At 71.0% G+C, this 22,322-nt stretch carries 20 protein-coding genes; 9 read left to right on the top strand and 11 right to left on the bottom strand.

Annotated features, from left to right (window positions below; translation table 11 throughout):
- The first annotated feature begins 2 nt into the window (after positions 1–2).
- Positions 3–410, top strand: a complete 408-nt coding sequence (locus tag ACTWNK_RS10610) for a nuclear transport factor 2 family protein (protein ID WP_474303715.1) — start codon at positions 3–5, stop codon at positions 408–410.
- Positions 411–432: 22 nt separating this feature from the next.
- Here the strand turns inward: ACTWNK_RS10610 and ACTWNK_RS10605 are convergent, their stop codons facing one another.
- From ACTWNK_RS10605 to ACTWNK_RS10580, 6 genes are all read right to left on the bottom strand, one after another.
- On the bottom strand, positions 433–1,374 hold the full coding sequence (locus ACTWNK_RS10605; protein ID WP_474303714.1) for a sigma-70 family RNA polymerase sigma factor: 942 nt from the start codon (positions 1,372–1,374) through the stop codon (positions 433–435).
- A 147-nt stretch (positions 1,375–1,521) separates the two neighbouring features.
- Positions 1,522–2,670 (bottom strand): imidazolonepropionase, encoded by a 1,149-nt coding sequence (gene hutI, locus ACTWNK_RS10600; RefSeq protein WP_474303713.1) that lies wholly within the window; start codon positions 2,668–2,670, stop codon positions 1,522–1,524.
- The gene (locus ACTWNK_RS10595; protein WP_474303712.1) at positions 2,667–3,995 is read right to left on the bottom strand and encodes a formimidoylglutamate deiminase; all 1,329 of its coding nucleotides are present in this window, start codon (positions 3,993–3,995) and stop codon (positions 2,667–2,669) included. Before ACTWNK_RS10595 ends, hutI begins: the two co-directional genes overlap by 4 nt.
- On the bottom strand, positions 3,992–5,173 hold the full coding sequence (locus ACTWNK_RS10590) for an allantoate amidohydrolase (RefSeq protein WP_474303711.1): 1,182 nt from the start codon (positions 5,171–5,173) through the stop codon (positions 3,992–3,994). The genes ACTWNK_RS10595 and ACTWNK_RS10590 overlap by 4 nt, the downstream gene beginning before the upstream one ends.
- A gap of 39 nt (positions 5,174–5,212) precedes the next feature.
- Entirely contained in the window at positions 5,213–6,109 is an 897-nt protein-coding gene (locus ACTWNK_RS10585) for a siderophore-interacting protein (RefSeq protein WP_474303710.1), read from the bottom strand.
- A gap of 43 nt (positions 6,110–6,152) precedes the next feature.
- Entirely contained in the window at positions 6,153–6,827 is a 675-nt protein-coding gene (locus ACTWNK_RS10580; RefSeq protein WP_474303709.1) for an SDR family oxidoreductase, read from the bottom strand.
- A 49-nt stretch (positions 6,828–6,876) separates the two neighbouring features.
- On the opposite strand from ACTWNK_RS10580, the gene ACTWNK_RS10575 reads away from it, so the two are divergent.
- From ACTWNK_RS10575 to ACTWNK_RS10565, 3 genes are read left to right on the top strand one after another with little or no spacing between them, the layout of a single operon-like run.
- On the top strand, positions 6,877–7,407 hold the full coding sequence (locus ACTWNK_RS10575) for a PadR family transcriptional regulator (RefSeq protein WP_474303708.1): 531 nt from the start codon (positions 6,877–6,879) through the stop codon (positions 7,405–7,407).
- A gap of 20 nt (positions 7,408–7,427) precedes the next feature.
- Complete coding sequence (locus tag ACTWNK_RS10570; protein WP_474303707.1) at positions 7,428–8,372, top strand: ATP-binding cassette domain-containing protein; 945 nt, start codon at positions 7,428–7,430, stop codon at positions 8,370–8,372.
- 32 nt (positions 8,373–8,404) lie between these two features.
- Entirely contained in the window at positions 8,405–9,154 is a 750-nt protein-coding gene (locus ACTWNK_RS10565; protein ID WP_474303706.1) for an ABC transporter permease, read from the top strand.
- Here ACTWNK_RS10565 and ACTWNK_RS10560 read toward each other — a convergent pair.
- The 3 genes from ACTWNK_RS10560 to ACTWNK_RS10550 all read right to left on the bottom strand — a co-directional run bounded on the left by ACTWNK_RS10560 (position 9,131) and on the right by ACTWNK_RS10550 (position 13,683).
- Entirely contained in the window at positions 9,131–9,952 is an 822-nt protein-coding gene (locus ACTWNK_RS10560; RefSeq protein WP_474303705.1) for a MurR/RpiR family transcriptional regulator, read from the bottom strand. The two genes, ACTWNK_RS10565 and ACTWNK_RS10560, sit on opposite strands and share 24 nt — an antisense overlap.
- Before the next feature lie 72 nt (positions 9,953–10,024).
- The gene (gene hutU, locus ACTWNK_RS10555) at positions 10,025–11,680 is read right to left on the bottom strand and encodes a urocanate hydratase (protein WP_474303704.1); all 1,656 of its coding nucleotides are present in this window, start codon (positions 11,678–11,680) and stop codon (positions 10,025–10,027) included.
- A gap of 266 nt (positions 11,681–11,946) precedes the next feature.
- On the bottom strand, positions 11,947–13,683 hold the full coding sequence (locus ACTWNK_RS10550; RefSeq protein WP_474303703.1) for an ABC transporter ATP-binding protein: 1,737 nt from the start codon (positions 13,681–13,683) through the stop codon (positions 11,947–11,949).
- A gap of 185 nt (positions 13,684–13,868) precedes the next feature.
- On the opposite strand from ACTWNK_RS10550, the gene ACTWNK_RS10545 reads away from it, so the two are divergent.
- From ACTWNK_RS10545 to ACTWNK_RS10535, 3 genes are all read left to right on the top strand, one after another.
- Complete coding sequence (locus ACTWNK_RS10545) at positions 13,869–15,251, top strand: DUF4331 domain-containing protein (protein ID WP_474303702.1); 1,383 nt, start codon at positions 13,869–13,871, stop codon at positions 15,249–15,251.
- Between the two features lie 69 nt (positions 15,252–15,320).
- Complete coding sequence (locus ACTWNK_RS10540; RefSeq protein ID WP_474303701.1) at positions 15,321–16,559, top strand: tetratricopeptide repeat protein; 1,239 nt, start codon at positions 15,321–15,323, stop codon at positions 16,557–16,559.
- Between the two features lie 21 nt (positions 16,560–16,580).
- The gene (locus ACTWNK_RS10535) at positions 16,581–18,011 is read left to right on the top strand and encodes a nickel/cobalt transporter (protein ID WP_474303700.1); all 1,431 of its coding nucleotides are present in this window, start codon (positions 16,581–16,583) and stop codon (positions 18,009–18,011) included.
- On the opposite strand, the gene ACTWNK_RS10530 is transcribed toward ACTWNK_RS10535, so the two are convergent.
- Entirely contained in the window at positions 18,008–18,766 is a 759-nt protein-coding gene (locus ACTWNK_RS10530) for a hypothetical protein (RefSeq protein ID WP_474303699.1), read from the bottom strand. The two genes, ACTWNK_RS10535 and ACTWNK_RS10530, sit on opposite strands and share 4 nt — an antisense overlap.
- A gap of 37 nt (positions 18,767–18,803) precedes the next feature.
- Positions 18,804–19,526 (bottom strand): FadR/GntR family transcriptional regulator, encoded by a 723-nt coding sequence (locus tag ACTWNK_RS10525; RefSeq protein WP_474310881.1) that lies wholly within the window; start codon positions 19,524–19,526, stop codon positions 18,804–18,806.
- Positions 19,527–19,626: 100 nt separating this feature from the next.
- Between ACTWNK_RS10525 and ACTWNK_RS10520 the strand changes: the two genes are divergently transcribed.
- Both ACTWNK_RS10520 and ACTWNK_RS10515 read left to right on the top strand, forming a co-directional pair.
- Positions 19,627–20,982, top strand: a complete 1,356-nt coding sequence (locus ACTWNK_RS10520) for a glutamine synthetase family protein (protein ID WP_474303698.1) — start codon at positions 19,627–19,629, stop codon at positions 20,980–20,982.
- A complete protein-coding gene (locus tag ACTWNK_RS10515) occupies positions 20,979–22,322 on the top strand; it encodes an aldehyde dehydrogenase family protein (RefSeq protein WP_474303697.1) in 1,344 nt (447 codons plus the stop codon). Before ACTWNK_RS10520 ends, ACTWNK_RS10515 begins: the two co-directional genes overlap by 4 nt.

Raw genomic sequence — 22,322 nt, 5'->3', positions numbered from 1 at the left:
TCATGAAGGAGAAGACGATGGGCCAGGAGATTCAGGAGATCCAGGAGATCATCGAGCTGAGCGAGCGCTCGTGGCAGGCCAACAGGGAGGGCGACGCCGCCTTCTACGACGCCTTCCTCACCGACGACCCGGTCAGCGTCTCGCACTGGGGCATCATGAGCGACAGGGCGGCGATCCTGGCTGGGTTCGCCGCCAACCACAACCCCTACGTGCGCACCGAGCAGTCCGACCACCGGGTGCGGCTGCTGAGCGCCGACAGCGCGGTGCACACCAGCACGGTGGAGATCGACGTGCTGGTCGACGGCAACGACAAGCTGACGCAGCGCGTCTATGCCACCACCGTGCTCGTGCGTGAGGACGGCGTGTGGAAGTGCCCCTTCTTCCAGATCACCCCGGCGCCCGCCGGGTGACGCGACCGGCGGATCGGGCGGCTCAGGCGGCGGCCGTGGCCATCTTGCGCAGGCGGGCCAGCGCGTCGCGCTCGATCCTGCGCGCCCGGTCGCGGCCGATGCCGTAGCGCTCGCCGACCTCGGTCAGCGTGTGCTCACGGCCGTCGACCAGCCCGTAGCGCCAGCGCAGCATGTCGCGCGTGTCGCCTTCGAGCCCGGTCAGCCACACGTCGAGCCGCTCGCGCTCCAGGATGTCGATCGCCTGCTGCTCCGGGTCGGCCCAGGTGTCGTCGGCGATCATGTCGCCGAGCTCGGTCTCGTCCTCGTCGCCCACGCCGAGCTGCAGCGAGACCGGGTCCGACGCCCAGCGCCTGAGCTCGCGCACCCGCTCGATCGGCAGGTCGAGCACCTCGGCGAGGTCGACGTCCGTCGGCTCGGTGTCGAACTCGGCCAGCATGTCGCGGCGCACGCGCATCAGCCTGGTCATCTGCTCACCCGCGTGCGTGGGCAGCCTGACCGGCCGCGCCTGCTCGTGGATGGCCCTGCCGACCGACTGCCTGATCCACCAGGTCGCATAGGTGGAGAACTTGTAACCACGCCGGTAGTCGAACTTCTCCACCGCGCGCACCAGGCCGAGGTTGCCCTCCTGGACCAGGTCGATCAGGGGCATGCCCCGCCCTGAGTACTTCCTGGCCACCGCCACCACCAGGCGCAGGTTGGCCTGGATGAACTCGTCCTTGGCGCGTTGCCCCGAAACCGCCAGCCGTTCCAGCTCTTCGTCCGCCGCGTCCGACACACGCGGCTCGGAAAGCCCGCTGTCGAGCAACTGCTCGGCGAAGAGTCCGGCCTCGATCCGCTTGGCGAGCTCGACCTCCCCCTCGGCGCTGAGCAGCGGGACTCTGCCGATCTCGGCCAGATATGTCCCCAGCAGGTCGCGATCGGCGACATGCTGCTCCTGCGTGCGATTCCCCGTAGGCCTTGCCATCCCCAGGCACCTCGTTCCCGCAAGCTGCGTACTTACCCGACCAACGTCCGGCCCGTGGCAAAGATTCCCTAAACAACTACGCCCACAGGACGGTTTCCGGTGTCCTCCTTGAGGAGGAGGACACCGCGTTACCCCAGGTGAATACCGCTAAACGACCCTGCGCCCCGCCTGCCACACCTGCAGCACGAGCGGCACGCCTGGCCGGTAGGCCAGGTGCACGTAGGAGGGCGCGTCGAGGATCACGAGATCGGCGCGCGAGCCCGGCCGCAGCACGCCGACGTCGCTGCGCCGCAGCGCCCTCGCCCCTCCGGCGGTGGCCGCCCTGACCGCCTCAAGAGGCGTCATCCGCATCTCGCGTACGGCCAGCGCGATGCAGAACGGCATGGAGGAGGTGAAGGAGGAGCCGGGATTGCAGTCGGTGGCGATGGCCACGGTCGCCCCGGCGTCGATGAGCCTGCGCGCGTCGGGATAGGGCTGGCGGGTGGAGAACTCGGCGCCGGGCAGCAGCGTCGCCACCGTGTCGGAGGAGGCGAGCGCCTCCACGTCGTCGTCGCTGAGATGCGTGCAGTGGTCGGCCGACGCCGCGTCGAGGTCCACCGCGATCTGCACGCCCGGCCCGAGACCGAGCTGCCCCGCGTGCACCCTGGCCCGCAGCCCCGCCTTGATCCCGGCCGAGAGGATCTCACGCGTCTGGTCCCCGTCGAACGCCCCGCGCTCGCAGAAGACGTCCACCCACTTGGAGTACGGCCCGCACGCCTGCAACATCTCGCCCGTCACCGAGCGCACGTAGTCGTCGGGGTCCTCCCCCGCCGGGACGACGTGCGCGCCGAGGAAGGTCGTCTCGTCGGTGAAGGCCGTGGCGATCTCCAGCGCCCTGCGCTCGTCCTCGACCGTCAGCCCGTAGCCGCTCTTGATCTCCATGGTCGTCGTGCCCTGCGAGAGCATCTCGGCGACCAGCTCGGCGGCATTGGTGGCCAGCAGCGCGTCGGAGGCCGCCCGGGTGGCCGCGACCGTGGTCCTGATCCCTCCGGCGGAGTACGGCACGCCGGACATCCTGGCGTTGAACTCGGCCGTCCGGTCCCCGGCGAAGACCAGATGGGCATGGCTGTCCACGAAACCGGGCAGCACGCATCGCCCGTCGACGTCGACGCGCTCGTCGGCGTGCGGGGCCAGTCCCGAGGGGCCGGTCCAGACCACGGTGCCGCCGTCGATCACCAGTGCCGCGCCCTCGATCTCCTCACGCCCCGGATCCCCGGTGTAGAGAACGCCAATACGGTCGAAAACCACAGAGGTCATCGCAGTCGTCCCATCGCCTCGTTCAGCATCGCACCGACGTCCCCGAGTATGTGGCGACCTTCGGAGATCACCCGCCGTCCGCCAGACACCACAGAGTGCACGTCGGAGGCCGTCGCGGCGAACACCACGGCCTCCACGGCGCTCCCGCGTGTCGCGCCCGCCGTACGCGGGCTGTCCAGGGCCACGGAGACGAGGTCGGCAAAGGCGCCGGGCACGAGCGTGCCGGCGTCGGGGAAGCCGAGCGAGGCGTGGCCGGCGGCGGTGGCCGCCGTGAGCAGGTCGGCCGCCGGCCAGTGGCCGCGGCGCTCGGTGGCCAGGCGTTCGTTCAGCTCGACGGCCCTGGCCTCCTCGAACAGGTCGACGACCGCGTGGCTGTCGGAGCCGAGCGTGATGGGCGAGCCCGCCTCGTACAGGGTGCGGGCCGGGCCGATGCCGTCGGCCAGGTCGCGTTCGGTGGTGGGGCACATGCACACGTATGTCTGAGTCCGGCCGAGCAGGGCGATGTCGGCCTGCGACAGATGGGTGGCGTGCACGGCCGTCGAGCGGGGCCCGAGCGCGCCTCTGTCGTGCAGCAGGGCGACGGGGCTCGCGCCGTGCGCGGCGACGCAGGCGTCGTTCTCGGCGCGCTGCTCGGAGACGTGGGCGTGCAGGGGAGCCGCGTGTTTGCGCGCGAACTCCACGACCGGGCCCATGTGCTCGGGCGGCACCGCCCTGACCGAGTGGATGGCGGCGCCGATCTCGACGTCCTCCTGTCCTTCGTAGGCCTCGGCCAGCGCCTGGGCCCGCAGCGCCCAGCGGTCGGCGTCCCCGTCGCCGAACCTGACCTGCGCCCCGGCGAGCTCGGCGCCGATGCCGCCGGTGAGGTAGCAGGTGTCGAGCAGGGCGATGCGCAGGCCCGCCTCGCGTGCCGCCTGGATCAGCGCGTGTCCCATGGCGTTGGGGTCGTCGTAGGGCGTGCCGTCCTTGCGGTGGTGCAGGTAGTGGAACTCGCCCACACAGGTGACGCCGGTCAGGGCCATCTCTGCGTAGGCGGCCCTGGCCAGTTGGAGATAGGTGTCGGGTTCGAGCGCCTCGGCCACGCCGTACATCTGTTCGCGCCAGGTCCAGAAGTCGCCCTTGCCGGTCTGGGTGCGGCCGCGCAGCGCCCGGTGGAAGGCGTGGCTGTGCGCGTTGGCCAGGCCGGGCAGGGTGAGTCCGGTCAGCCGGTGCGCCGAGCCGGGTTCGCCCTGCCCGACGGCGGCGATGCGGCTGCCCGACACCTCGACGAGCACACTCTCCGTCACGCCTTCGGGCAGCCAGGCCAGTTCGCACCAGTACGTGGTCATCGTGCCAGTTCCTCCAGAACGGTGGCCAGGGCCTCGACCCCGGCCGTGCAGTCGTCGTCCTCGGCGTGTTCTGCCGGAGAGTGGGAGATTCCCGTTGGATTGCGAACGAACACCATCGCACTCGACACTCCTGCCGAGGCGAGAATCCCGGCGTCGTGCCCGGCTCCCGTGGGCAGCACCGGCGCGGGCGTCCCGGCGGCCGACGCGGTCCCGATCGCCGCCGCCAGCCGGTCGCGCAGGCCGCTCTCGAAGTCCACGACCGGCGTCCACGACTCCACGTTCACCTCGGCGCCGGAGAACTCGGCGACCTCGGCCACCAGCGCGCGCACCGCCTCCTCCTCGCCGCCGCGCGCGTCCAGCCAGGCCGAGACCAGGCCGGGCACCGCGTTGGCGTTGTTGGGCGAGACGCGTACCTTGCCGAACGTCGCCACCACTCCCCTGCGCTCGGCCGCCTGCCTGGCGTGCAGGACGGTCCTGGCGAAGGGCAGCATGGGGTCGTCCCTGTCGGCCAGCCGGGTGGTTCCCGCGTGGTTGGCCTCACCGGCGAAGTCGAAGCGCCAGCGGCCGTGCGGCCAGATGGCGCTGGCCACGCCGACGGGCGCACCGAGGTCGACCAGGCCCTTGCCCTGCTCGACGTGCAGCTCGACGAAGACGCCCACCCGGGCGAGCGTCTCGGCGTCGGCGCCGAGCGCGTGCGGGTCGCGTCCCGCGCCCTTGAGCGCCTCGGCGAGCGAGAGGCCCTGGTCGTCGGTCAGGCCGAGCGCGCGCTCGGGGGCGAGCACGCCGGTCAGCAGCCGTGAGCCCATGCACGGCACCCCGAACCTGGCGCCCTCCTCGTCGGTGAAGCAGGCCACGCCGATGGGCCTGGCCGGGGCGAAGCCGCGCTCGCGCAGCAGGTCGAGCGCGGCGAACGACGACACCACGCCCAGCGGCCCGTCGAAGGCGCCGCCCTGGCGCACCGAGTCGAGATGGCTGCCGGTGACGACGCCTGGCCCGGTCGCGGGGTCGCCCCACCAGGCCCAGAGGTTGCCGTTGCGGTCTTCGTCCAGGTCGAGTGACCTGCGCCCGGCTTCTTGACGGAACCATTCGCGCAGTTCCATGTCGGCAGGCGACCAGGCATCCCTGAGGTAGCCGCCCGTCGCGGGGTCTCGTCCGATGTGCGCGAGTTCATCCAGCATGGATCCACTCTAGTGAATGAATCCATTCATATGGAGGGGTCAGTTCAGCTCGGCCCTGCCGTACCGCCAGTAGCCCATGAACGCGACCTGCTCGCGCGGGACGCCGATCTCCTGGACCAGATGGCGGCGCAACTGCTTGACGACTCCCGCCTCGCCCGCCAGCCAGGCGTAGAAGTCGCCGGTGCCGGTGGGCACCTCCCAGAGGATGTCGGCGTCCACGTCGACGTCCTCCAGCTCGGCCTCGGCCGCGCCCGTCAGGCCGAGCCCGGCGACGGCGGCGAGCACGGCGGGCACGAGCAGCTCGCCGTGGCGGCGCTCACCCCTGGGCAGCCAGGTGATCTCCACACCGGGCGGGAGCTGCAGCGGGAGGGCGTCGTCCTCGTCTGGCACCTCCAGCAGGATCCGGCCGCGCGCGTCGCCGTCCAGCTTCTCCGCGATGGCCGAAACGGCGGGCACCGCGGTCTCGTCGCCGACGACGAGCAGCCGGGTGGCGTCGGGCCCCGGCCTGAAGTCCAGACCGGCGGGCGGGCCGCTCCAGCGGGCGTCGGGCCCCACGACGACCAGCCGGTCGCCGGGCGCGACCCGCCCGGCCCAGGCCGAGGCCGGACCGCTGTCGCCGTGCAGGACGAAGTCGACGTCGATCTCGCCCTTGCCCTGCCTGACCGCCCTGACCGTGTAGGTACGCATCAGGCAGCGCAGCTCGCCCGGCAGCGCCAGCCAGCGGCGATACCAGTCCGGGCCGTCGGGCACGTGGGTGAAGCCGTGCTCCGGGTGTGGGAACAGCAGCTTGATGCGCTGGTCGAAGCCGTGGTCGCCGAATCCGCCGAGGTCGTCCCCGGCGAACGTGACGCGCAGGAAGCTCGGGCTCAGCCGCGCGGTGGAGGCGACCCTGACGTGGAAGGGCCGATGGGGCTGGATCTGGTTCTCATCGCTCACCCTCAAGAAATTAGCTTAGCCTTACCTAAGCAGCCAAGCCGGGTCAGCCTCTGGGCCTGATCGTCACCTCGGTCACATGGGCGTCCGGCCCCGCGAACACGGCGGCGAGCACGGCCGAGGCCACGCTCTGCGGCGTCAGGTAGCGGTCGGGCTCGAAGTCGCCGCCCTCCTGCTCACGCACGCCGCGCTGCATGTCGGTGGCCGTACGGCCGGGATGGACGCTCGTCACCCGCAGTTCGGGCTCCTCGAGGCGCAGGCCGTCGGCGAAGGCGCGCAGGGCGAACTTACTGGCCGCATAGGACACCCAGCCCGGATTGGCGCGCTGCCCGGCACCGGAGTTCACACAGACGACATGCCCACCGGCCGCACGCAACGCGGGCAGCAGCAGCCTGGTGAGCTCGGCGACCGCGACCACGTTGACATCGAGCGTGCTGCGCCACACCTCGGCGGGCGTCTGCGCGATCGACCCGAGACGCACCACGCCCGCACTGTGCACGAGCACGTCCAGCCTGTCGATCCCGGCCACGTCCGAGGGCCCGACCCCGGTCAGCTCGACCGGCCACGCCCTGGCGCCGGGCAGCGAGGCGGCCAGGCGGGCGAGTGCGGCCTCGTCCCTGCCGCCTAGCACCAGGTCGTGGGTGGGCGCGAGCGCTTCGGCCACCGCTCGGCCGATGCCCTTGGAGGCTCCGGTCACCAGGGCAAGAGGTCGTCGTGTCATGTGATCAGCGTACTTGACGACCTATTCAAATTTATATACAAACTTGAACATGTCCTCCACTCGTGTTCTCATTCTCGGCATGCTCCTCGACGGCCCGCAGCACGGCTATCAGGTGCGGCGGCGCCTGGAGGTCATGGGCGCCGACTTCTGGGCCAACGTCGCCTTCGGCTCGATCTACCACGGGCTGAACAAGATGGCCGACGAAGGCCTGCTGGAGATCACGGAAGGAGGCAAGGGAGGCAAGACCGTCTTCGCCCTGACCGAGGACGGGCGCATGGAGTTCCACCGGCTGCTCATGAGCTTCTGGTACGAGATCAAGCCCATCGTCGACCCCTTCCAGGTGGCGCTCACCTTCATGGACCGCCTGGACAACGCCCAGCTGCGCGGCGCCTTCAGGGCGCGCATCGAGCAGCTCAAGTTCTCCATCACGATGACCGAGCACGCACTCGGCGGCAAACAGGCCTTCGGCGCGCCCCGGCACATCGACGAGAACCTCAAGCTCAACATCGGCATGCTCCAGGCCCAGCTCGCCTGGTGCGAAGAGGCCTTCGAGAAGGTACGCAACGGCGACCTTCCCTGACCCCCCTGACCGGAGCCAAAGTGATCATCACTGCTCAAGGACTGCGCAAGAGCTTCCCCACCCGCAGCCGCAAGGGCCCCAAGAGCGTCGAGGCCGTGCGCGGCGTCGACCTCACGGTCGAAAGCGGCCAGATCTACGGCGTTCTCGGCCCCAACGGCGCCGGCAAGACCACCACCGTACGGATGCTCGCCACCCTCATCAGGCCGGACGCGGGCAGCGCCACCGTCGCCGGGCACGACCTGCTCGGCGCGCCCGCCAGGATCCGGCCCCGCCTCGGCTACGTCAGCCAGGCGGGAGGCGTGGAGGACGCGGCGTCGGCGCGGGCCCAGATCGTGATGGCCGCACGCCTGCACGACGTGCCCGACCCCGCCGCCGCGACCGCCGACGTGCTGAGCCGCTTCGACCTGACCGAGGTGGCCGACCGGCCGGGCCGCACGCTGTCGGGCGGCCAGAAGCGCAGGGTCGCCATCGCACTCGGCCTGGTGCACAGGCCGCCCCTGCTCTTCCTCGACGAGCCGACGACCGGCCTCGACCCGCAGAACAGGGCCAACCTCTGGGAGCAGATCAGGGCCCTGCGCGACCTCGGCACCAGCGTGCTGCTCACCACGCACTACCTCGACGAGGCCGACGCCCTGTGCGACAGGATCGCCATCGTCGACCACGGCCTGGTCGTGGCCGAGGGCACGCCGGGCGAGCTCAAGCGCGAGGTCACCGGCGACGTCGTCACCCTGCGCCTGGAGGAGCGCGAGCGCGCCGCCGAGGCACTGACCCCGATGGCCAGGGAGATCCGCGCCGACGGCGAGGTCCTGCGCGTGTACGTCGACGACGGCGAGCACACGCTGCCCGACATGCTGCGCACGCTCGAAAGCCACCGCCTGGCCATCACCTCGATCGCACTCGACCGGGCCACGCTCGACGACGTCTTCCTCGCCAAGACCGGCCGTTCGCTGCGCGACGCCGCCTGAGCCCCAGCCGTACTCCGACCTAGGACACCCCCATGCTCAGACATACCCTGCTCTTCCTGGGCTACGAGCTCAGAGGCACCTTCCGCAACCCCGTCTGGCCGTTGTTCGGCATCGTGCAGCCGGTCGTGTACCTGCTTCTGTTCGGGCCGCTGGTGGCCGGGACCGTGCCCGGCCGCAGCACGGCGCAGGCGCTCACCTCGTTCGCGCCCGGCATGCTCGTCATCACGGCGCTGTTCGGGTCGATCGCGGTGGGCTACGCGCTCATCTTCGAGATCCGCAGCGGCGTCCTCGAGCGCATCGCGGTCAGCCCGGCGTGGCGACCGGCGATCGTGCTCGGCCGTACCCTTCGCGATGTGGTCGTGCTGGTCGTGCAGTCGTCCGTCGTGGTGGTGATCGCGCTGGCCATGGGGATGCGGGTCTCGCCCGCCGGGCTGGCGGTGATGATGGCGCTGCTGGCGGCGACCGGGCTGTTCTCCTCCGGCATCGCGTACGGGCTGGCGCTGGCCCTGCGGGACGAGAACGGCATGTCGCAGATCATGAACTTCTTCGCACTGCCCATCATGCTGCTGTCGGGGGCGCTGCTGCCGATGACGCTGGCGCCCGAGTGGATGCGGTCGGTGGCGGTGTTCAACCCGCTCTACCATCCGGTCACGGCGGGCCGGGCGCTGTTCGCCGGTGACCTGGGCGACGCCTCGGTGCCGCTGGCGTTCGGCATCATGCTGGCGCTGGCGGCGTTGACGCTCGGCTGGTCGGTCAGGTCACTGCGGAAGATCGCCGGTTGAGAAGACGCCGGTCTCGTCGGTCATGCGTTCGTACTCCTCCAGCCTGGCCTGCGTGCGCAGCGGCGCCGCGTCGGCCATCGCCTCGACCAGGGCCATCGCCAGGGCCAGCGGGGCGACGTGGGAGTCGAAGACCAGACGCTCGCCGACGGGGGCGTCCAGCACGACCTCGGCGGGCAGGCCCGGCCTGTCGGTGATGACCGCTCGCTTCAGGCCCAGCTTGCCCGCGTAGTCCAGGGCCGAAAGCGTCTCGGCGGGGTACCTCGGCAGCACGACGGCCAGCACCCATCCGGCTCCGGCCCTGCGGGCGGCGTGCAGGCCGTCGATGAGCTCGGAGCCGCCGTGCACGAGCAGCCGCACGTCGGGGTGTATGCGCCTGGCGTAGTAGGCGAAAGTGGTGGCCAGGCCGCTGGAGACGCGCAGTCCGAGCACCGGCAGCGGCTCGCTGGCGGCCAGCGCCTCGCCCGTCTCCCGCAGGGGGAGGCGGTCGAGGCGGTCGCGGGTGTGGCGCAGGTTGTCGATCTCGGCGTCGACGGCCTCCCTGACCAGCCCGCCCGCCTTGGGCGCCTTGCCGCCGAGCACCAGCGGACGCAGCGCCTGACGCAGCTCGGGGTACCCGGCGAAGCCCAGGACCATGGCGAACCTGGTCACCGACGGCTGGCTGACGCCCGCCCGCTCGGCCAGCTCCACGCTCGACAGGAAGATCGCCTCTTCCAGGTGCAGGTCGAGATAGTGGGCAATGCGCCGCTGGACCGGCGACAGCCTGCGCCCGTCGATCAGCCTCTCCAGTCCGTCCGCCACGCCACCTCCAACACCTCAGGAACCTCAAGAGCTTCCCACGTGCCCGCACAGCCCGGCTGGAACTCCAGCAGATCAGGACTCACGCATAGGAATGCGGACATCCTTCTCGTCGGCCACGCTGACCGCCTCGTCGTAGCCCGCGTCCACGTGCCGGATGACGCCCATACCCGGGTCGTTGGTCAGCACACGGCGCAGCTTCTCCCCCGCGAGCGCGGTGCCGTCGGCGACCGTGACCTGTCCCGCGTGGATCGAACGCCCGATGCCGACCCCGCCACCGTGGTGGATCGACACCCACGCCGCCCCCGACGCCACATTGAGCATGGCGTTGAGCAGCGGCCAGTCCGCGATGGCGTCCGACCCGTCGGCCATCGCCTCGGTCTCCCGGTACGGCGAGGCCACCGACCCGCAGTCGAGGTGGTCGCGCCCGATCACCAGCGGCGCCTGGATCTGCCCCGAGGCGACCATGTCGTTGAACCGCTCGCCCGCCAGGTGCCGCTCGCCGTACCCGAGCCAGCAGATGCGGGCGGGCAGGCCCTGGAAGTGCACGCGCTCGCCCGCCATGCGGATCCAGCGCGCCAGCGGCTCGTTGTCGGGGAAGAGCTCCAGGATGGCCTTGTCGGTGGCCGCGATGTCGGAGGCCTCGCCGGACAGCGCCGCCCAGCGGAAGGGGCCCTTGCCCTCGCAGAACAGCGGCCTGATGTAGGCGGGCACGAAGCCGGGGAAGTCGAAGGCGCGGCCGTATCCGGCGAGCTGGGCCTCTCCTCTGATGGAGTTGCCGTAGTCGAAGACCTCGGCGCCCGCGTCCTGGAAGCCGACCATGGCCTCGACGTGCGCGGCCATCGACTGGCGTGCGCGGGTGGTGAACCCGGCCGGGTCCTTGTCCCTGGCGTCGGCCATGTCCTCGAAGGCGATGCCGACGGGAAGGTACATGAGCGGGTCGTGCGCGGAGGTCTGGTCGGTGACGATGTCGATCTCGGCGCCGCCCGCGAGCAGCTCGGGCAGGGCCTCGGCGGCGTTGGCGACCACGCCGATCGACAGCGGGCGGCGCGCGTACCGGGCCTCGTAGGCCAGGCGCAGCGCCTCGGGCAGCGAGTCGGCGCGCACGTCGAGGTAGCGGTGCTCGATGCGCCGCTCGACCGAGCGGGGGTCGACGTCGATGCAGATGGCGACGCCGCCGTTCATGGTGACGGCCAGCGGCTGGGCGCCGCCCATGCCGCCGAGCCCGGCGGTCAGCGTGATCGTCCCGGCCAGCGTGCCGCCGAACCTCTTGGCCGCGACGGCGGCGAACGTCTCGTAGGTGCCCTGGAGGATGCCCTGCGTGCCGATGTAGATCCACGAGCCCGCGGTCATCTGCCCGTACATGGTCAGGCCAGCGGCTTCGAGCCTGCGGAACTCCTCCCAGTTGGCCCAGTCGGGCACCAGGTTGGAGTTGGCGATGAGCACGCGCGGCGCCCATTCGTGGGTGCGGAAGACGCCGACGGGACGGCCCGACTGCACCAGCAGGGTCTCGTCGCCCTCCAGCGTGGTGAGGGTGCGGGTGATGGCGTCGAAGGAGCGCCAGTCGCGGGCCGCCTTGCCCGATCCGCCGTAGACGACGAGCTGCTCGGGGTGCTCGGCGACTTCGGGATCCAGGTTGTTCTGGATCATCCGCAGCGCCGCCTCCTGCGGCCAGCCCTTGGCGGTGAGCGTGGTGCCGCGGGGCGCGCGCACGGTCCGGCTGCTGGTCATGGCTGTCTCCCCCATGCGGTGAATGGATGTATTCATGTTTGTCACCCGGAGACTACAGGTCAAGCGGGGCGTTCTCCTAGAGTGGAGAACGCCCCGCTTGCAGACCCCGGCCGGGGCTCCGCACGAACGACGACCGGCATGACACGGAAGAGAGGCTCCGCATCCCGGGACTTCCCTGCTCGGGCGCTCGTCAACCCCTCATGCCAGATGTGTCCTGCCAAGTCACAAAAGCCGGAAAACCCCAGGAAAAAGGCCGGGCATCCGGTCTACCCGGTGACCATGAACTGCGTCGCGGCCAGCTCACGGTAGAGGGCGTCGCCGCTGACCAGTTCGTCGTGCGTGCCCACCGCCCTGACCATGCCCGCCTCCATGACGATGATGCGATCGGCCTCGGCCACGGTGGACAGCCGGTGCGCGATCACCAGGACCGTCGTCTCCTTCGACACCTCGGCGATGACCTCGCGCAGCCTGAGCTCGTTGACCGCGTCGAGCTGCGAGGTGGCCTCGTCCATGAGCAGCAGCCTGGGCTTGCGCAGCAGGGCACGCGCGATGGCCACCCGCTGCCGCTCACCGCCCGACAGCATGATCCCCCTGTGCCCGACCGCGGTCTCCAGCCCTTCGGGCAGCCGTGAGACCAGGTCGTCGAGCTTGGTACGCGCCAGGGCTCGCGTCACCTCCTCGTCGGTGGCGTCGGGCGCGGCGAACAGCAGGTTCTCGCGCAGCGTCCCGGCCAGCACCGGGGCGTCCTGCTCCACATAGCCGAGCGCCGCGCGCAGCTCGCCGAGCGGCCAGTCGCGGATGTCGCGCCCGCCGACGCGGATCAGCCCGTCCTGGTGCTCGTAGAACCTCTCCAGCAGGGCGAACACCGTCGACTTGCCCGACCCCGAAGGCCCGACGAGCGCGGTCAGCCCACCGGGAGTCACCTCGAACGTGACCCCGTGATGCACGGTCGGCCGGTCGTCGCCATAGGCGAAGACCACGTCGTCGAACCGCACGCCCAGCAGGTCGCCGTCGCGCTCGGAGCCGGAGCGGACCGACACCGCGACCTCGCCCGGCAGGTCCTCCACCTCCCTGATGCGCTTGAGCGCCGCCAGGCCGTTCTGCAACTGCACCGCGCCCTCGACGATCTGACCGATCGGCGCCACCAGGTAGAACAGGTAGAGCAGGAACGCGATCAGCGAGGAGACCTCCATCGCGCCGGACGCGACCCGCGAGCCGCCGACGGCCAGCACGGCGAGGAAGGCGATCTGGACCATCATCCAGGTCGACACCCCGGCCAGCGAGGTCCATCCGGCCACCTGCAGACCACGCGCACGCGCCCGCTCGGCCGCCTGCCCGACGATCTCGACCTCGCGGTCCTCGGCCCCGCTCGCCTTGACCGTGCGGTAGGCCTGCAGCGCCCGGTCCAGCACCGAGCCCATCTCGCCGACGGCCTCCTGCGCCTGGTGCTGGGCCTTCTGGATCTTGGGCATGATGAGCCCGGTCATCCCGCCGACGACCACCACGACCAGCAGGGTGACCAGCAGCAGCACGCCGTCCATCAACGCCATCATCACGATCGCGCCCACCAGCATGAAGACCGAGCTGATGGAGTCGACGATGCCGTTGGTCAGCACCGAGCGCAGCAGTGTGGTGTCGCCCGTGACCCTGGACAGCAGGTCGCCCGGCTTGAGCCGGTCGACGTCGGCCACCTTGAGCCGCAGCAGCTTGTCGACGAGGTTGCGCCTGGCCGTGTAGACCACGCCTTCGCCGGTCTTCTCCATCATGTAGGTGCCGTAGGCCGAGACCACGGCCCCCACGAGCACCACGACCGTCAGGCCCAGCAGCGGACCCATGATCGACGTGCCGCTGCCGAACGCATCGACGACGTACTTGGCCAGCAGGGGCATGGCCAGTCCCGCGGCCGAGCCGACCAGGCCGAGTACGCCGCCCAGCACCAGGACCTTCCGGTGCGGCCGCACATAGGCCAGCAGCGCCCGTAGCGGCGCTCTCTCCGACTTCACATTCTCCACAACTCCCCCAACGTCCGGCGACCCGAATTCCTCACCCGTCAACCTAAATTGACGACTTAAGTATGTCAACTTTGCTTGACGCAGCAATCCGCTGCGGCCTCCACCGCGAATAGGCCGTCGAGGAACCCGGCCGGAACCTCTCCGAAGTACTTCCATCGAGAATCGAGAGGACCGTCATGGAGCTCCGGATCAACCGGCGCGCTGTGATCGGACTCGGCGTCGCGGCGGCACTGACCGTCTCTTCCTTCGCCCTGCTCCGAACTGACACCGGCACCGCCTCCTCGCACCGCGAGGCCCCGATGATCGCGGGCGACCCGCGCAACGACAACACCGACGTCTACGCGTTCGTCAGCCCCGACAAGGCCGACACCGTGACCCTGCTGTCCAACTGGATCCCCTTCGAGGAGCCGAACGGCGGGCCGAACTTCTACACCTTCGACACCAACTCGCGCTACAACATCAAGGTCGACAACGACGGCGACGCCAAGCCGGACATCACCTACCAGTGGACCTTCCGCGACGAGGACAAGCGCGGCGAGAGCACCTTCCTCTACAACAACGGGCCCGTCACCTCGCTCGACGACCCCAACCTGCTCTACCGCCAGCGCTACACGCTCAAGCGCATCACCGACGGCGGCTCCAAGACGCTGATCGCCAACGGTGTGGTCGCGCCGAGCAATGTCGGCCCGGCCTCGATGCCCGACTACGGCACGCTGCGCGCCCAGTCGATCAAGAGCCTGCCCGGCGGCGGCCAGACGTTCGCCGGCCAGTCGGACGAGGCGTTCTTCCTCGACCTGCGCGTCTTCGACCTGCTCTACGGCGGCGACCTGTCGGAGGTCGGCCAGGACACCACGCGCGGCTACAACGTGCACACGCTCGGCCTGCAGATCCCCGCCGAGGACCTGGCGCTCAAGGGCGACGCCAAGCGCAACCCGGTGATCGGCGTGTGGTCCACCACCGACAAGTGGAGCCCCAAGGGCTACGTCCAGGTCTCGCGCCTGGGCCAGCCGCTGGTCAACGAGGTCGTGGTCCCGGCCAGGCTCAAGGACGCCTTCAACTCGATCGGCCCCGACAAGGACGCCGACATCCCGGCGGTCGTCAAGCGTGTGACCGACCCCGAGGTGGCCCGTCTGCTGGAGAGCATCTACGGGATCAAGGCTCCCGCGACGCCACGCAACGACCTGGTGGAGATCTTCCTGACCGGCATCGCCAAGGCCAACGGCCCGATCAAGGCCGATCTGAACTCGCAGTCCCTCAACAAGGACGCGGGCAAGCTGCGCCCCAGTGAGATGTTGCGCCTCAACATGGGCATCGCTCCGGCCAAGGATCCCAACAGGCTCGGCGTCCTGGCCGGAGACCTGCAGGGCTTCCCCAACGGCAGGCGCCTGTCCGACGACGTCGTCGACATCGCGCTGCAGGCCATGGCGGGCGCCGCCCTGACCGGCAAGCTGGTCCCCGCGCTGGCCGCGGGCGACAAGGTCGACAAGAACGACAAGCCGTTCGGGACCGTCTTCCCGTACATCCCGCTTCCCGGGAACAAGTCGGTCAACCAGTCCTGACCATCTCCCGCGCCCTGCCCGGCCCTCCCCGGGCAGGGCGCTCCCTCCCGTCCGTGAGAGGACCTCGCCATGCGCACGCTCGCCGTGGCCGTGGGCGGCACGCTGGCCGCCGTCGCACTCGTCACCGCCGTCGCGGTGGCCGCTCCCCCCTCGACACCCGCCGCCTCCTCGCAGCAGCAGCGGCCCTTCACCGAGACCCTGCAGAGCAGGCTGGAACGCCTGCCCCGCGACCATCGCGCCTGGGCCGAGCTCGGCGTCTCCCACATCGAACAGGCCAGGCTGACCGGCGACCCGGCCTTCTACGCCAAGGCCGAGCGCGCCCTGGCCACCGCCTCCCGGCTCGACCCCGGCGACGACGCCGTGCTCACCGGACAGGCCGCACTGGCCGCGGCACGCCACGACTTCGCCGCCGCCGCCTCGCTGGCCGAGCGCGCGGTGCTGGCCAACCCCTACGGCGCGGCGGCCCAGGGCGTGCTCGCCGACGCCAGGACGCAGCTCGGCGACCTCGAAGGCGCCCAGCGTGCCGTCGACAGGATGCTCGCCCTGCGGCCCGGCGTCGCCGCCTTCACCCGCGCCTCCTACGCGGCCGAACTGCGCGGCGACGCCGATGCGGCACGCGACCATCTGCGCTACGCGCTGCGTGATGCCACCGGCCGCGCCGACCGGGCCTACAGCGCCCACTACCTGGGTGAGCTGGCCCTGCGCTCGGGCGAACTCGGCGAGGCCTCGGCCAGGTACGCCGAGGCGCTGCGGGCCGATCCCGCCTTCACCCCGGCGATGGCCGGACTCGCCAGGCTCGCCGCACTGCGCGGCCGGACGACCGAGGCGCTCACGCTCTACCAGCGCGTCGTCGACCGGCTGCCGCTGCCGCAGTACCTCCTCGAACAGGGCGAGGTGCGGATCAAGGCCGGGCTGCCCGCCGACTGGACCCTGTTGCGGGCCCAGCGCGGGCTGATGGCCGCGGCCGGTGTGCTCGACGACCTGACACTGGCCGAGTTCGAGGCCGACCACGGCGACCCCCTGCTGGCCGTACGGCATGCGGAGGCGGAGTACGGGCGCGCTCCCAACCTGGTGGCGGCCGACGCGCTGGCGTGGGCGTTGCACCGGGCCGGGCGTTCGAAGGAGGCGCTGCCCTATGCCGAGCGGGCCACCGGCACCGGCTGGCGCAACGCGCTGCTGCAGCATCATCGCGCCGAGATCGAGCGCGCACTCGGCCTGGATCGCGCCGCCGGGCGTTCGGCCGCACGCGCCGCGCGGTTCAATCCGCTGTTCGACCCCGCCCTGCCCGCGCTGGCGCGGTTCTCGTGACGACTGCCTGAGAGGTTTTCCATGCGCGCGATCCGGCTCTGTCTGACGACCGGCCTGGCGCTGCTGGTGTCGCTGCTCCTGCTGACCCGGCCCGCCGCCGCCCATCCGCTGGGCAACTTCACCGTCAACCACTACAACGGGCTGCGGGTGCTGCCGTCGGCGATCGAGAACACCGCCGTGCTCGACGCCGCCGAGCTGCCCACACTGCAGGCCGAGCCCGAGGTCGCGGCGGCCGGCCAGGTGGCCTACGCCGCCTCCAGGTGCGCCGCGCTCGCCGCCGCCCAGCGCCTGACCGTGGACGGCGCGGCGGTCGCCTGGCGGGTCGCCTCGGCCTCCTTCGCCTACGCGCCCGGCCAGGGCGGCCTGCGGGTCAGCCGCCTGACCTGCCGCCTGGAGGCGTCCGCCTCGGCGCGCGGCGGGTTCGCCTTCCACGACGGCTTCGAGCCCGACCGCATCGGCTGGCGCGAACTGACCGCCGCCGGAGCCCAAGGGGTACGGCTCGCGCCGTCGGCGATCCCCGCCACGAGTGTGAGCCGGGAGTTGCGCGCCTACCCGGACGACCTGCTCTCCTCGCCGCTGGACCAGCGCGGCGCCGCCTTCACGCTGGGCGAGGGCACGGCCTCGATCGGCCGGGCGGCTCCCGCGGGTGAGGGGCTGGGCGGCCTGTCGATCGGCGGGCCCGTCGGGGAGTTCCTCGGCGCCGTCGACGCCACGTTCACCGATCTCGTCGGCGCCGACGACCTGACGGTGCCGCTCGGCCTGCTGGCCGTGGCGCTGGCCGCCGTGCTGGGCGCCGGGCACGCGCTGATTCCCGGGCACGGCAAGACCATCATGGCGGCCTACCTGGCCGGACGCAGGGGGCGGCCCAGGGACGCGCTGATCGTCGGGGCGACCGTGACGGGCACGCACACGGCCGGGGTGCTGGTGGTGGGGGCGCTGCTGAGTGTGTTCACGTCGCTGGCCGGTGAGTCGGTGCTGGGCTGGCTGGGGGTGGCGAGCGGCGTGCTCATCGTGGTGGTGGGCGCGAGGCTGCTCGTCGCGGCCCGCCGTACCGGCGGGGAGGCCGGACACGGGCACGGCCATGGGCACGGGCACGGACATGGGCACGGGCACGGACACGGACACGGGCATGGGCGGTCCGGGCTGGTCGGGCTCGGGGTGGCCGGGGGGCTGGTGCCGAGTCCTTCGGCGCTGATCGTGCTGCTCGGGGCGATCGCACTGGGCCGGACGTGGTTCGGGGTGGCGCTGGTGACGGCGTACGGCGTCGGGATGGCGGCCACGCTGACCGCGACGGGACTGCTGCTCGTCAAGGTGGGCGACCGGCTGGAGCGCAGGGCCGCGCGCGGGCACGCGTTCGCCGCCAGGCTGTCCGGCCTGGCACCCGTGGGCACCGCCGCCATGGTCGTCGTGCTCGGCGCCGGGCTCGCCCTGCGCTCGGCGGCGGTGCTCTAACGGCGCTTCTTGCGCGAGGAGGGCAGGTCGTGGCGGCCGGAGAGGAACTCCTGGAAGGCGATCTTCGCCCGGATCACCGGCCTGCGCCAGCGCTCCTCGCGATGGATGGCCACGGCCAGCTTGCGCGGCGAGCTCCTGGCGAAGAACCAGTGCGCCCACGGCGAGCCGGGCCTGGCCAGCCGCACCGCGCCGACGACGAGCAGGACCGGCACGAACAGTCCGACCAGACCGGTCCAGATCTTGCCCTTGAGCAGCGTGACGACGGCCAGCCCCAGATTGCCGACCAGCACGGGCGCCGCCAGCCACGACCCCACCGGCGTGCCGTAGTCCCAGGCCAGCGGCCGTAGCCCGAGCAGCAGCAGCCCGGTCACCGCCACCGCGACGAACACGGCGTCGACGGAGGTACGCCCCTCCTCCTCCCAGTACACGTCGTGCAGGTGCAGGATCAGCGCGAACTCGTCCAGCACGAGCGCCGCCCCCACCCCGAACACGCCCGCCGCCACGGCGTACCAGGCCTCCGACGTGCCCGAGACGATGAGCCCGGTGACCCCGCCGAGCAGCATGAGCACGACGCCGAACACGACGTGGTGGATGTGCATCTCGCCGACGTTGACGTTACGGAACCAGCCGATCTTCGCCCTGATCAGCCTGACATTGATACGGGTGGCGATGAACGACACGATGAGCGCGACGAAGAAGCAGAACAGCGGCAGCCGCCCCGTGTCGATGATCCGTTCTTCCAGCCATTGCCCCATAGGTCTCGAATTCGATGCTACGAGCCCTTTCAACTCCTCACGCCATCGAAGGGGGCCTGGCCAGGAAGCCGCGCAGCAGCGCAGCCGTGCCTTCGAGGTGCTCGGCGACCGCCCTGCGCGCCGCCTCGGGGTCCTGGGCGAGTATGGCCGCGACGATGGCCGCGTGCTGGGCGGCGGCGTGCTCGATGTTGCGCTGCAGCACCGGAATGGCGTTGAGCAGATCGGTCACCCGCAGCCTGGCGTCGGCGCAGGCCGCGGCCAGCAGCGGCGAGCCGGTGAGCTCGGCGATCGACAGATGGAAGGCCGTGTCGAGCCGCCGGTAGTCCTCGGGCCTGGCGTCGTCGAGGTCGGCCAGGCGCCGCAGCAGGGCCGCGCGCTGCGCCTCGGTCAGCGCGGTGGTGGCCAGCACCTGGGCCGCGCCGCACTCCACGGCCATGCGGAAGACGAGCGCGTCGTGCAGGTCGTCGGTGCCCATGTCGGTGACGACCCTGCGCAGGTCGCCCGTGCGGGGCGGAGCCGGGCTGTAGGTGACGAACGCGCCGCCGTAGCGCCCCCTGCGCACGTCGAGGTAGCCCGCCTCCTGCAACGCCCTGATCGCCTCGCGCAGCGTCACCCTGCTGATGCCCAGCTGTACGGCCAGCTCGCGCTCGGGCGGCAGCTTCTCGCCCCGCCCGACGACGCCGAGCTTGATGGCCTGCAGCAGACGCTCGACCGTCTCCTCGAAGGCGTTGCCCGCCCGCACGGGACGCAACACCGTCATCAACCGCGCCGACTCGTCCAAGGTGTCCTCAGGCTCTTGACAACCGATCCCACGATGCACATCAATGGTCTGACACTAGCCCAATAAAAGGGAGCGTGCGGTGTCGGGACTGCTGTCGATCGACGAACTCAGACAAGAAGTCGCCGCAGGCCGGATCGACACGGTCCTCCTGGCCGTCGCCGACATGCAGGGCCGCCTCCAGGGCAAGCGCCTGGCCGCCCGCTACTTCCTCGACGACGTGCTCGAACACGGCTCGGAGGGCTGCAACTACCTGCTGGCCGTCGACGTGGACATGAACACCGTCGGGGGCTACGCGATGTCGTCGTGGGAGCGCGGCTACGGCGACTTCGTGATGAAGCCCGACCTGTCCACCCTGCGCAGGGTGCCGTGGCAGGAGGGCACCGCCCTGCTGATGGCCGACCTCACCTGGGCCGACGGCTCCGACGTCGTCGCCTCGCCCCGCCAGATCCTGCGCCGCCAGCTCGCCCGCCTGGCCGAGCGCGACCTGGTCGCCTTCGTCGGCACCGAGCTGGAGTTCGTGGTGTTCGACGACTCCTACGAGGACGCCTGGCGGCGCGGCTACCGCGATCTGACGCCCGCCAACCAGTACAACGTCGACTACTCCCTGCTCGGCACCGCCAGGGTCGAACCACTGCTGCGCAGGATCAGGCGCGACATGGACGGCGCCGGGATGTACGTCGAGTCGGCCAAGGGCGAGTGCAACCTGGGCCAGCACGAGATCGCCTTCAAGTACGACGAGGCGCTGCGCACGTGCGACAACCACTCGATCTACAAGAACGGCGCCAAGGAGATCGCCGCCCAGGAGGGCAGGTCGATCACCTTCATGGCCAAGCCGAACCAGCGTGAGGGCAACTCCTGCCACATCCACATCTCGCTGCGCGGCAAGGACGGCTCGGCCGTCATGGCGGGCGAGGGCGCGCACGGCCTGTCACCGCTGGGCGAGCACTTCATCGCCGGTCAGCTCGCCTGCCTGCGCGAGCTGACGCTGATGTACGCGCCCCACATCAACTCCTACAAACGCTACGTGCCGGGCAGCTTCGCCCCCACCGCCGTCAAGTGGGGCGTCGACAACCGCACGTGCTCGTTGCGCCTGGTCGGCCACGGCCACTCCCTGCGCATCGAGAACCGGGTGCCCGGCGGCGACGTCAATCCCTATCTCGCGGTCGCCGCCCTGGTGGCGGCCGGGCTGCACGGCATCGACGAGCGGCTCCCGCTGGAGGAGGCGTTTGCGGGCAACGCCTATGACAGCGGCGCGGACAGCGTGCCGTACACACTGCGTGACGCTCTCGCCCTGTTCGAGTCATCCGGGCTGGCCGCCCGAACGTTCGGACAGGAGGTGGTGGCACACTACGCCAATAACGCGCGCGTCGAGCTGGCCGCCTTCGACGCCGCCGTCACCGACTGGGAACTGTTCAGGGGATTCGAGCGACTGTGAAGATCATCAACCCGGCCACCGAGGCCGTGCTCGCCGACGTCGAGCCCGCCGACGCCGCCGAGGTCGACCGGGCGGTGGAGCGTGCCAGGGCGGCCCACGGCCCCTGGAAGGCCCTCGCTCCCGGCGACCGGGCCAGGTTGCTGCGCGCCTTCGCCGCATCGGTCGAGGCGCACGCCGAAGAGCTCGCCCTGCTGGAGGTGGCCAACGCCGGGCACACGATCGGCAACGCCCGCTGGGAGGCCGGCAACGTCCGCGACGTCCTGCACTACTACGCCGCAGCCCCCGAACGCCTGTATGGCAGGCAGATCCCGGTGGCGGGCGGTCTGGACGTCACCTTCCACGAGCCGCTGGGCGTGGTCGGCGTCATCGTGCCGTGGAACTTCCCCATGGTGGTCATGACCTGGGGAGTGGCCCCCGCGCTGGCGGCGGGCAACACCGTGATCGTCAAACCGGCCGAGTGGACGCCGCTGACCGCGATGCGGCTGGCCGAGCTGGCCCTCGACGCCGGACTGCCCGAAGGCGTGCTCCAGGTGCTGCCCGGCCTGGGCGAGGTCGCGGGCGCCCGGCTGGTCGAGCACCCGCATGTCGCCAAGATCGTGTTCACCGGTTCGACCGAGGTGGGCAAGGAGATCGCCGCCAGGGGCGCCGCCACCGTCAAGCGCCTCACCCTGGAGCTGGGCGGCAAGTCGGCCAATATCGTGTTCGCCGACTGCGACCTGGCCAAGGCCGCGGCCACCGCGCCCTACGCCGTGTTCGACAACGCCGGGCAGGACTGCTGCGCACGCTCGCGCATCCTGGTGCAGGAGTCGGTGCGCGAGGAGTTCCTCGACCTGCTCGGCACGGCCGTGTCCGGCGTCAGGGTCGGCGACCCGCTCGACGAGGGCACCGAGATGGGCCCGCTGATCAGCGCCGAGCACCTGGCCAGGGTGCGCGGCTTCGTCGACGGCACGCCGTACCTGCAAGGGGAATGCCCGGCCGGGCCCGGCTACTGGTTCCCGCCGACGGTGCTGACCTCGCAGGTCACCGACCGGGCCTTCACCGAGGAGATCTTCGGGCCCGTCGTCTCGGTGGTGGGGTTCGCCGACGAGCAGGAGGCCGTGCGGATCGCCAACGACACCCCCTACGGGCTGAGCGGCTCCATCTGGACCCGTGACGTCGGCAGGGCGTTGCGGGTGGCGCGTGCGGTCGAGGCGGGCAACCTGAGCGTCAACTCGCACTCGTCGGTCCGCTACTGGACGCCGTTCGGCGGATTCAAGCAGTCGGGCCTCGGCAGGGAGCTCGGTCCTGACGCGTTGAGCGCCTTCACCGAGACCAAGAACGTCTTCATCGCATCGGAGTAG

Source organism: Nonomuraea sp. IBHARD001 (genome assembly GCF_056106265.1).
Note: the sequence above shows the minus strand (reverse complement) of the source record. Positions and strands in the feature narration are given on the sequence as shown.